7 protein-coding genes are annotated in these 11,795 nt (G+C 58.8%); 6 read left to right on the top strand and 1 reads right to left on the bottom strand.

Annotated features, from left to right (window positions below):
- Positions 1–147: 147 nt before the first annotated feature.
- Complete coding sequence (wecB, locus tag ACX80G_RS06795) at positions 148–1,353, bottom strand: non-hydrolyzing UDP-N-acetylglucosamine 2-epimerase (protein WP_459306677.1); 1,206 nt, start codon at positions 1,351–1,353, stop codon at positions 148–150.
- A 443-nt stretch (positions 1,354–1,796) separates the two neighbouring features.
- On the opposite strand from wecB, the gene thiL reads away from it, so the two are divergent.
- The 6 genes from thiL to ACX80G_RS06765 form a co-directional block, all read left to right on the top strand.
- Complete coding sequence (gene thiL, locus ACX80G_RS06790; protein ID WP_459306675.1) at positions 1,797–2,789, top strand: thiamine-phosphate kinase; 993 nt, start codon at positions 1,797–1,799, stop codon at positions 2,787–2,789.
- 240 nt (positions 2,790–3,029) lie between these two features.
- Positions 3,030–6,137, top strand: a complete 3,108-nt coding sequence (locus ACX80G_RS06785) for an S-layer homology domain-containing protein (protein WP_459306673.1) — start codon at positions 3,030–3,032, stop codon at positions 6,135–6,137.
- 215 nt (positions 6,138–6,352) lie between these two features.
- The gene (locus ACX80G_RS06780; protein ID WP_459307021.1) at positions 6,353–7,312 is read left to right on the top strand and encodes a DAK2 domain-containing protein; all 960 of its coding nucleotides are present in this window, start codon (positions 6,353–6,355) and stop codon (positions 7,310–7,312) included.
- Positions 7,302–9,521 (top strand): ATP-dependent DNA helicase RecG, encoded by a 2,220-nt coding sequence (locus tag ACX80G_RS06775; protein ID WP_459306672.1) that lies wholly within the window; start codon positions 7,302–7,304, stop codon positions 9,519–9,521. The genes ACX80G_RS06780 and ACX80G_RS06775 overlap by 11 nt, the downstream gene beginning before the upstream one ends.
- A 264-nt stretch (positions 9,522–9,785) precedes the next feature.
- Positions 9,786–11,315, top strand: coding sequence for an S-layer homology domain-containing protein (locus ACX80G_RS06770; RefSeq protein ID WP_459306670.1), 1,530 nt, complete (start codon positions 9,786–9,788; stop codon positions 11,313–11,315).
- Positions 11,316–11,502: 187 nt separating this feature from the next.
- A partial coding sequence (locus ACX80G_RS06765; protein ID WP_459306669.1) for a hypothetical protein occupies positions 11,503–11,795 on the top strand: 293 nt, incomplete at its 3' end.

The raw sequence follows: 11,795 nt of genomic DNA, 5'->3' as shown, positions 1-11,795 counted from the left end.
GGATCCCCTAGTTCTTTAGGCGTACAATCCCCCAATAAGTCTAGGGGATCTCCAGCTGGCCCGGCGGTTGAGCCGAGAAGGGCATGACTGGACGCCTGTTTCTGCGGTTCAGTGACGCGCAGACCGAGGCATTCGGACACGTCCAGTTCAGGTTGTTGCCTTTCTGACCTGTTGCTTGGGGCTATCTGGGCTGAGCGCCGTTTCCGGATCGTCTGCCTCTGGCGATTGTGAGAACTCGCTTATCCTCGTACCGCAGTCAAATAGCTGAGCGATGGCGGCCACGGATCGTTCTGCAGCTCGGCCATCCCCATAAGGGTTCACCGCATTGGCCATTTCGCTAAACGCATTGGCGTCGTTCAGAAGTCTCAAGACCTCGAATACGATTCGATCCTCGTCGGTCCCTATGAGACGGACGGTTCCCGCGTCTACGGCTTCAGGCCTCTCGGTGTTTTCCCTCATCACTAGGACGGGTTTCCCCAGGCTTGGAGCCTCTTCCTGGACTCCGCCGGAGTCGGTCAACACGATGTGCGCCAGGGAGAGTAACCGGGTGAATTCGCCGTAGGCCAAGGGTTCCGTCACAACCACATTGGACTTGCCCTCCAAAGCAGGAAGGACCGCCTCTCTTACTGCAGGGTTCTTGTGAACTGGGAGTACAATCACCAATCCGGGCTCGGACTCAGCAATGCGGGCTATCGCACGTCCAACACCCCTCATGGCTTCACCCTGATTCTCACGGCGATGTGTGGTGACCAGCAGGATGTTCCGGCCGGACAGAGCTACCTTTTCCAGTTGGGGGTCAGCGAAGGGAACCTGTTTCTTGACGGTTTCAAGGAGGGCATCGATCACGGTATTGCCGGTGACGACGATGTCCGTAATCGGAATGTTTTCTGCTAACAGGTTTTCGCGACTGGTCGAGGTGGGCGCCAAATGCAAGCTTGCAATCTGGGAAGTAATCTTCCGGTTCGCCTCCTCGGGGAACGGGGAGAAAAGGTTACCGGAACGGAGACCTGCCTCCACATGCACGACGGGTATGCCGTGGTAGAAAGCGGCAATAGCTGCCGCCGTAGATGTGGTCGTGTCTCCCTGAACTATTACGGCATCAGGCTTTGACTTTGCGAACAATTGATCAAGACCATCGATCGTCTTGGTCATGATCGAAGTGAGGGTCTGCCTCTGCTGGATGATGTTCAGATCATGGTCGGGGCTTATGCCGAATAGCTCGTTCACTTGATCCAACATCGCTCGATGCTGGCCTGTGACAGTCACTACACAGTCAAAAAGCTCAGATTCATCCAGTGCCTTGACAATTGGCGCCATTTTGATGGCTTCCGGCCGGGTTCCATATATTGGCATGATGACAGGCAAGTTTTCCCCTGATTCTGTGAGATTGGTTCGGTAACAGCCTAGCTCAGCAGAAGGAGCGCCGTGATGAGTACCGGAACGGTTATTGCCACTGTGGCGGCTAAAACAACGGCGATTAATCTCTTTCGGCGGTGACTCAATGACCGCGAACGGAGGGTCATTGAAGACGTGGATCGAGTCGCGGAGTTTGCCCGCTGGCTGCGGTCCATGTGTTGGTTGGGAGTTCGGTCAGGTCCCAAATGGCGCGCGGCCGGGAGGCCGGGGTCGGTTGAAGCACTCACGCTTTACCTCCAATACGCCAGGCGCAGATGACGAACGCCGCCTCTACTATAGTTCGCGCAGTACTTGGTGCGATTGTTTGGCGCAGACCTTGTTTCAACTGAAGGCGCTGTACCTAACCTACCGGCTGAAGTTATGACAGGTAGTTTTGAAGTATGAATCTCACAGTTGCTGATCTCAGCGAGTCAGGCTTGTTGGCACGTATTTTTCCTCGCCTACCACCCGCCGAAGCTGCCGTCGTCGGACCGGGGGACGACGCAGCCGTTTTAGAGGCGGCGGATGGGCGGGTGGTAATTTCCATAGATACGATCGTAGAGAATTTGGACTTCAGGTTGGTTCGCGCAAACGGGCACGTGACTTCCGGTTTCGACGTGGGGTGGAAGGCCGCAGCGCAAAATCTGAGCGACATTAGCGCTATGGGGGCTAGAGCTACATCCCTTGTCGTCAGCCTGACATTGCCAAGCCAGACTGAAGTGAAGTGGGTGGAGGACCTCGCCGATGGTATGACTGCTGCGATTCGGCAACTTGGCGCTGACGGTTGTGGGGTTGTAGGGGGAGATTTAAGTGGAGGACGTGACTTAGCGGTCGCGATTGCCGTGACTGGGACGCTCGAAACGCGCGACCCGGTTCTGAGGTCCGGCGCTAGGCCTGGCGACGTCGTCACTTTAGCCGGAACCGTGGGGCGGGCGGCCGCCGGATTGTCTCTGATGGAATCAAACTTCGAATCGACTTTTCTATCGCCCGGCCTTCTCCAACTCGTCGACGCGCAGCGCCGCCCCCGGCCACCTTTAGCTGCTGGACCCGCCGCAGCACTAGCCGGGGCCAGCTCGATGCTGGATCTTTCGGATGGGCTAATCAAGGATGCAGGGCGAATTGCTGCAGCTAGTTCTGTGGCCATCAGCCTTAGCCTCGACGCCGCTACGCGGCTGGCAGCGCCGTTGCGAGAGGCTTCAACACTGCTGCAGATGGATCCGTTGGAGTGGGTGCTTTCAGGGGGAGAGGATTATGGGCTCCTTGCAACCTTCCCTTCACGATGCGATGTACCGGAAAGCTTTCATGCCATAGGGAGGGTCGTCGAAGGTGCCCCGAGCGTCACTGTAGGTTCCAGAGATAGGGCCACCGGTGGGTGGGATCACTTTGCAGGCTGACACGCGAACCTGTTGAGGTCAATCGTCAGGTGCTGCTCTGCATGCGCAGGTTTGAATCAGCTTTGGGTCATTTTTGACGAATGAACCAACTTATGGCTGAAACTACGGGTAACTTCAGGATAACCGGGAATCTATCCATGGTGTCGGTCGTTGGGGCTGGCTTATGCGGAGGTCAGCCTTTTGTCTTTCTTCACTCATGCTCGTCGTCTGGTAGCTACAACAACTGCATTCCTCTTGGTGGTGCCATTCCTCGCAGTCGGGTCGGCGAATGCCGTCCTCCCGCTGGAGAACGTCGCACCAACTGCGTCAGACCCCTTCTTCGACGTCAGCAGCGATAACCAGTTTTATGATGAGATCGGTTGGCTCGCAACCGAGGCAATCTCAACTGGCTACTCGGACGGCTCTTTTCGCCCAATTCAGCCGGTGAATCGTGACGCGATGGCGGCCTTTATGTACCGCCTTGCAGGCAAACCGGCCTACACTCCGCCAGCGGCGTCGCCGTTTAGCGACGTTACTTCCCAGACGCAGTTCTATAAGGAGATCAGCTGGCTGGCCTCCAAAGGAATTTCAACGGGATACGCCGACAAAACTTTTCGACCTGTACAGCCGGTGAACCGCGATGCGATGGCAGCTTTCATGTACCGCCTTGCAGGCAAACCGGCCTACACTCCGCCAGCGGCGTCGCCGTTTAGCGACGTTACTTCCCAGACGCAGTTCTATCAGGAGATCAGCTGGCTGGCCTCCAAAGGAATTTCAACGGGTTACGCCGACAAGACCTTCCGACCGGTCCAGCCGGTGAATCGTGATGCGATGGCTGCGTTCATGTATCGCTACGCCGGCAGCCCGGCTGTCGCGGACACCCCAGTTCCCTCGGTTTCCGGGGTGTCGGCTTACGCCGGAACGCCCACCAGCGTGACCCTCCGATGGACCAATCCTACGTCGAGCGTCTACACCGGCGTGATGATCCGGCGGGCTACGGGCACCGTCGCGCCGGCCTCCGCTACTGACGGAACAGCCGTCAGCGATGTTCCGGTTCCCAAAACTACCGTGACCAACACTGGGCTCCAAGCATCGACGACGTACTCCTACTCCTATTTTGCCCATGACCAGCAGGGGCGATTCTCCATTGCAGCCAAAGCAACAGTCACGACGCCAGGTGAAGCTACGGCAGGGGGCCCGAGCCTCAGCAATCAAAGGACCGCTCTGCGGGATAAAATCGCGGCCGCGAAAATCCTGTATGTCGATTCTCGACCGTTCATTTCTGCTTTGGCCCGCGCCGACGGCCTAATTGTCAAGAACGCGGTAGCGAACGGTAGCGCGAGCCTGGATAAGGCAGGCGTCTTGGTAACCGCGGCGACCACGCAGGCCGCTATGACAGCGGCCGCACAGGCAGTCGATACGGAAAGCCTGCGAGCTGCGACCGTCAAGACCAGCGCATCACAACTGAAGATCCTCAAGGATCTTCGGGCGGTCCAGCAAGGGGTTGCGGGGACGACACTGGCTGATCTGAAGGCTGGCCGAATTACCGCGTCTGTTTACCAGACAACAAAAGTCCGGGCTGAGGCATTCACCACCCTCCTGGCCGCAGACGGCGCTGCCCAGCGGGACGCCATCGGGAAGGTCGTTTCCGCGGCTAAACTGCAGTCGCCGGGTTGGCGCGACGAGCTCGAAGGCCGCACCGGCACTATTCCAGCGGCTTCAGGGTGGGTGGGTTTCTTTGGTGGGTGCGCCCTCCCAGTAGCTGAATCGAAGTTCGCTCCAAAGCTGCCCTCCAGCGGTCCAGGAGTAGTCACCACCAATCAAATGATCACGAATGCTAACTCGCGGGCACAATCCGATCCCGCCATAGAGGCGATCCATGGACAAATGATCCGGGGAGCAGCCAACCAAGCCGCAGACGTGCTCACCATCGATCAGTTGCGCAGTAGCCTCTCGACACGAGTTTCGCGGCTCGGATATGGCTGGCTACAAGCGGGCGACACCAAATCGCGTGATGCGTTGCGCTCAGATACCAGACGGATCCTCGAAAGTGGCCCGGAGTCGATGAACACGTTGACAGCTTCGCATCTTCTGATGGCAGCGGGTACAGCGAACGACTGGGCACCGGTTGCAGGAATGGAAGAAACAGTGTTGGTGCGCTGGCTCGGTCCACAGACCTGTCTGCAAGCCGACCGGGAAAACTTCGTTGATGCAGCAACGAATATCGCGGCGATCCACAACACGGCTACCTTCGTCGCGGCTGCGGTTTACCTGGAAAAGTCACCTGTGCAGGCAGCCGCCCTGGCTAAGGAGTCACTCATCTCCATCCAACCCGCTCTCGCAATGGTTACCGCTGACGGCGGAACCCAGGAGGGGCCCGGGTACTGGACTTATGAAAGCCGAGCCTTCGCCACCTTGTATTCAACGCTTCCGAACGTTTACTCAACCAGCCCAATAGCGATGCCCTCACTGGTCAAGACCGCAGACTACGCGATGAATAGCACGGGATCCGACGGGTTGCCGACGCCGTTCGCGGATGCATTGCCGAATGCTCTGAGCCCTCTCATGCCCGGCTGGGTTTCTTTCATTACCAAAGACGCTGGGGTAGCCGCATGGGTATGGAAAGAGTTGCAGGCTAAGCCGGACTCGCAATTGCTGTGGTGGTGGGCCCAGCCAGGCCAGCTTCCGGCGAAGAAGTCGTCAGTGTATCCAAAGACCGGGTTCGCTGCCCTCCACCTTCCAAGCGGTCCAGCAGCTGGTACGGCAACGTTGAAGGGCGGAGAGAACACCACGGCTCATTCTCATCTTGACCTGGGTGCGGTGTCATTCTTCCGGAAGGGGGTCCAGTGGTCTATCGATCCAGGGACCGAGCTGAACAATCCGACCGGTTACTACAGCGCAGACACCCGCTTTGATTTCTGGAAGCCAGGCACTTCAGCGCACTCCACCCTGTTGTTGGGTCAGACAAATCAGCCGATCGGCGCAAAGGGCGCTACGAAGCTCCTCTCTTCGTCGTCGGCATCGGTAGATATGCTCCAGGCCTTGCCCGGGACTTCATCGGCAATCCGAACAGTGGCGCACAACTCCACCAGCATGGTGATCACCGATGTCGTAAAAGCAAGTTCTGGTAAGGCGCTGACCTGGCAATGGGTGACCGACGCTGCCGTCACGCTCGACACCAGCCGCAATATCGCAATCTTGAAGAAGAATGGGCAGCAGATCGCAATTAGTTTCGGCGGGGTTCCGTCCGGATCGAAGCTGACCGCTGTGACCGCGCCAGGCAAAGGATCCGACGGGAAGGTACTCACGGTGATCAAATTGACTATGGTCAACGTGTCCAGCCTGAATCTGACTGCTACGGCAAAGTAGGCCTAAAGCCGCTGGCCAGCTGCTGCGGAATGGTGGCCGGGGAAAGGATTGTTTTCCATTCGCCACCATTCCGTCGCTCGCTACTCTCCCTAAAGAGCGCACTGCGGTAGGCTCAGTATGTGCCGGATTGCCCGGCGTGACCGCAGCGCCGCAGTCACCCGCCAACGTGGGATGGGATCACTTTGCAGACAAAGATCACCGCTAACGCAGCTGCGTTGAAGCGATGGTTGAGCAAGGCCGAAGAGTCCCTGGGCAACCACAGCGATCGGCTCAACGCCATCAACATCTTCCCGGTGGCCGACGGCGATACCGGCACCAACCTGTACCTCACCGTCTGTGCCGCCTCCCAGGCGGCCTCCGCGGCCGACACCACCGACCTTGGCGTCCTCCTCAACATCGCCGGCCAGGCCGCCATGGAAGACGCACGCGGCAATTCCGGCACCCTCTTCGCCGTGTTCCTCGCAGCAGTGGCCGAACCGCTGCACCATCACACCCGCCTCTCGGGCCCCCTCCTCGCCACGGCATTGCAGCGAGCCCAGATCCGCAGCTGGTCAGCACTCAGCGACCCCGTCCCCGGGACCATGTTGTCAGTGCTCGAGGCAACAGCCCGCGGCGCGGCCATGGCCGACAGCGCCCAGAACGGCGATGACAGCAACCATGCCCTCGCCGTTACCCTCCAGGCCGCCGTCGAAGCCGCCCTGGAAGCCGTGATCCAGACCGAAAGCCAACTCGGCGTTCTCACTAAAGCGAAAGTCGTAGACGCCGGGGGAGTGGGCTTCCTGCTCATCCTTGATGCGCTCCGTGCCGCGTCCCTCGGGGAAGAGCTGCAGGACGAGCTCCTCGACGGACTCCACGGGTACGACATCCAGGCACCCCATATCCACGACGGCGGCGACGCCGAGGGCGTCGAAGTGATGTGCACCATCAACCTCAGCCCCCTCGACGCCGCAACCCTACGGCTCCACCTGGACGAGCTCGGCGATTCGGTCATCATGAGCGCCGTCACCGAGGTCGCCGAAGGTTACCGCTGGCGTGTCCACGTCCACGTGCCCACTCCCGAACCGGCGTTGAAACTGATCCAGGAAGCCGGCCATCCGACCAACGTGTCAGTGACCCAGCTGGCATCACCACGCTCACCACAGCTCAGCGAAGCCCAAGAGGCCAGTGGACAATAACAACACGACGGAACTCAACGTCCCCCTTGACGGGCTGATCGGGCCCAGGGCGGCCAAGCGCTTTGCGGAGCACCTCAACCTTCATACAATTGGCCATCTCCTCAACCACGTCCCGCGCGCCTATTTCAAGCGCGGCGAGCTGACTCCTGTCAGCAGCGTTCCGCTGGGCGAGGACGTCACCCTGATCGCCCGGGTGCAGTCCGCCAACAAGAGGAAAATGCAGACTCGCAAGGGTTTCCTGTGCGAGGTGATCATTACCGACGACGACGGCGGACGCCTGGGGAGTCTTAGCCTCACGTTTTTCAACGGGCACAATGCTCACCGGGACCTGGTCCCCGGCGCGCACGCCATGTTTTATGGCAAGGTCACCGCGTATAAAGGGCGATTGACGCTCACCAACCCCGGGTACTCCCTGCTGGACGAGGACGAGATGGTGGATCCGGCGCTCCTCGAAGAGCCCATACCGGTGTACCCGGCGGCGGCGAAGGTGGAAAGCAAAGAGATCCAGAAGGCTGTCGGGTCGCTGCTCGATAGTCTGGTGCATTCCCAACTCAATGATCCGGTGCCGCCTGAAATCTCTCGCCGCGACAAGCTGATGAACGTCACTCAAGCCTATGAACTGATCCACAGGCCGCACGTCCTCGAAGATACCTACCGTGCCAAACACCGGTTGCGCTACCAGGAGGCGCTCGTACTCCAGACCGCACTGGCCCGACGTCGGGCGCTGACCGCGCAGGAGGAGGCGACGTCGCGTCCGCTACTGCCAGGCGGCCTGCTGGAACAGTTCGACTCGCAGTTGTCCTTCACTCTGACCGATGGACAAAAGACAGTGGGGGAGACGCTGGCCGATGAGCTGGCTGCGTCCCGTCCGATGCATCGGCTGTTGCAGGGCGAGGTGGGCTCGGGAAAGACGTTGGTAGCGTTGCGGGGGATGCTGCAGGTGATCGATTCCGGTGGACAGGCTGCGCTGTTGGCACCCACTGAGGTGTTGGCTGCTCAACATTTGCAGTCGATCACCCGAACCCTGGGACCGCTCGCGATGGGCGGGATGCTGGGCGGTGCAGCCGATGGCACCAAGGTGGTGCTGCTGACGGGTTCCATGAGCACTGGGCAACGCAAGCAGGCAATGCTTGATGCGGCGACGGGGGAAGCTGGCATTGTAATCGGCACGCATGCGCTGTTGTCGGACAATGTGAGCTTTTTCGATCTGGGGCTCATCGTGGTCGACGAGCAGCATCGGTTCGGCGTCGAGCAGCGGGATGTGCTGCGATCCAAGGCGACCAACTCGCCGCACGTGCTGGTGATGACAGCGACGCCGATTCCCCGAACCGTTGCCATGACGGTGTTTGGCGATCTCGACGTGTCGACGTTGACCGAGTTGCCGGCGGGTAGGGCGCCGATCACCACCCATGAGGTGGGTTTGACCGAGAATCCGGGGTGGATTCAGCGGATTTGGGCGCGGGCGCGTGAGGAGATTGACGCCGGCCGCCAGGTGTATGTGGTGTGTCCCAAGATCGGCGACCAGGAAGAGGATTCGACGGCACTGGAGCTCTACTCGCCGGAGACGGTGTCGGCGCCCCGGTCGGCGCAGCAGGAGCTCACCTCGGTGAGTGAACTGTCCGAGACTCTTCAGGAGTTACCTGTTCTTGCGGGTGTGTCGATCGGGTTGTTGCATGGGCGGCTGGATCCCGCCGAGAAGACCGCCACGATGGCACGGTTCAACGACGGAAGTGTGCAGCTGTTGGTATCCACCACAGTGATTGAGGTTGGTGTGGATGTTGCCAATGCCACGATGATGGTGATCATGGACGCGGATCGGTTCGGTATCTCGCAGTTGCATCAGCTGCGGGGCCGGGTGGGTCGTGGCGGGCATCCGGGGACTTGTCTGTTGGTGACGCAGTTGGAACCGGATCATCCCAGTAGGGAGAGGTTGGCAGCGGTTGCGTCGACCACCGACGGGTTCGAGCTGTCGCAGAAGGATCTTGAGCTGAGGCGTGAAGGCAACATTCTTGGGGCGTCGCAGTCTGGTGGACGGTCGTCGTTGCACTTTTTGCGGGTGATTCAGGATGCGAAAATTATCGAGCGGGCGCGCGAGGATGCGCAGCAGATTGTGGCGGACGATCTGGATCTGGTTGATCATCCGGAGCTGGCTGAGGCGTTGGAAATCTATTTGGATCCCGTGAAGGAAGCGTATTTGGAGCGAGGCTAGAAATAGCGGGGCTAGATATAGCGGACAAGTTTCTGGATTCAGCTGCTTTACTGGCGGGATGCCTGTATGGTCTGAACAAAAGCTCGAAATCGGTCTCATCGTTGCCACGTCCGGTTGTGCCGGTGGCGGCGATTCTTCGGTGGGGGTCACACATTGGTTCACTCGGCTTCTCGTGGCATTGCAGCGCTTGTAGGCACTGTTCTTCTCCTTACCGCCGTTGGCGTTCCCGCTCGTGGGACCGATACAACTGGGTCTAATCCCGCGGTGTCTATTCCGACCACGGTGAGTGGTTGCGGTTCGCCGCCGGTGGCGCCGCTCATGGATGTTGTGATTCCCGACGGCGATCCTGGTGCTGTCACGGTCAGCCCCGACGGGTCGCGAGTCTATGTTTCGCTCACGAACCTTGGTGATCCTGGGAGCGGGGTCATCTCCGTTCTGGATTCTGAGACCCTCGAAGAAGTCGCAGCGATGCAAGTACCCGGGCATTACCCCTACGCGGGCAAGGTACATATGAATCCGGCCGGGACGAAAGGATACTTGGCGACCAATACCGGCACTGTCCAGGTCTTCGATGCGGCAACCAACACGATGACGACGTCCATTCCGAAACTTTCGCCCACGGCAATCGCCTTCAGCCCCGATGAGTCAAGGGTCTATATTACGGGCCGCAACCATTCAATAACCGTGGTCGACGCGCTCACCGATACGGTAATCGATGAGTGGATATACGACGATAATATCTATGGCAACTTCCGGGATATAGAGATCGATCCGACAAGCTCATTGGCCTATGTCGGTGATGTTCGGTGGGACTCCGTTTTCGTAGTCGACCTCAAATCAGGTTCGATCATCGATGACATCCCAGTGGGAGGGCCAGCGAGAAGCCTCACCCTCACCAAGGATGGCAAATCCCTTTATGTAGTCAATAACTATAATCAGCGAAGTGTCATCGTGAACACGGTAACCCGGTCTATCGAATCCAGTTTTTATCTGGAAACTGGCAATCTTCTGCTGAGTGAATCGGAGGATCGCGCCTACGTTTCAGACGTGACACAGAACCGTGTCAGCGTCATCGATCTCACTACCAACGCGTTGATCTGCTCGCATACACTTCTTCCAGCTCACACCAATTACCCAGGGGACATCGCACTTAGTCCTGACGGCAAGAGAATATATGTTGCCCAAGATAGCTCTGCCGATAAACGGATCACAGTCCTCTCTATCGCTGACGAGCGGAACGTGACCTTCAGGGACGTAAACAGCCGAATGCAGTTCGATCGTGAAATCCGATGGCTTGCCAACGCCGGCATCACCACCGGCCACGACGACGACACGTACCGCCCACTGGAACCAGTCCGCCGGGATGCTATGGCGGCATTCCTCTATCGGTTCCACGGATCGCCTGATTTCACTCCGCCGTCAGCGTCGCCGTTCATAGACCTGCGAACTACTGACAAGTTCTATAACGAGATCACCTGGCTGGTAAGCATGGGAATAGCCGAAGGCTGGCCCGATCGCACCTATCGCCCGCTCACACCGGTGAATCGAGACGCGATGGCAGCCTTCATGTTTCGGACGGTGGATCATGCGAACTTCGCGCCGCCGGCAACTAGTCCCTACACCGATGTGAAGAAGACCGATCAGTTCTACCCGGAAATGGCCTTTATGTCCGCATCAGGGGTCACGACAGGTTGGCCGGATGGAACATTTCGCCCCGTTCAGCCAGTGAATCGAGATGCGATGGCCGCTTTCTTGTTCAGGCTCAACCCTCTTGCTTCATCACTGGATAGGTAACACGCTTCACCAGGAGAGTGAGCAAAGAGTTCCACGCCGCCAGCATCTCGTCATCGCTCACCTTGACCACTTCGCTGGATCGAAGGGACAGCCGGTGCTTGAGAGCTGTGGAGGAGCAGTCGGACTGCTCCTGCACATTGGTCTTTTTTACTGGTTTGTTCGAAGGTGTATTCGATAGAATTGGTGTATGGCAATCACCCAGTTCGAGCGGCCGACTGATACTCCCCGGTATTTGGCGTGGTTGAACATGGAGCTGTCGGGGATTGCTGGTTCGTTTCGGGTCGAGAGTTTGTTGATGCCGACCCGTGAGCTCGCTGAGATTGCGGTTGCTATCGAGCAGGTCGCGAGGACCGCTGAGCAGCTACAGTTGATCGCCGCGCATGCGGTGGAGTATCAGAATGTGGCGGTGGTCGGTGAGTCCGATCAGCGGTTGAACCTTGCCGGTACTAACAGCGAAACCGCTGACAGGGATCCGGCGGG

The organism is Arthrobacter glycogeni (assembly GCF_054510815.1).
Note: the sequence above shows the minus strand (reverse complement) of the source record. Positions and strands in the feature narration are given on the sequence as shown.

Bases quoted from the DNA above. Each gene is read 5' to 3' on its own strand.
- wecB (WP_459306677.1), bottom strand. From the start codon at position 1,353: ATGCCAATATATGGAACCCGGCCGGAAGCCATCAAAATGGCGCCAATT.
- thiL (WP_459306675.1), top strand. From the start codon at position 1,797: ATGAATCTCACAGTTGCTGATCTCAGCGAGTCAGGCTTGTTGGCACGT.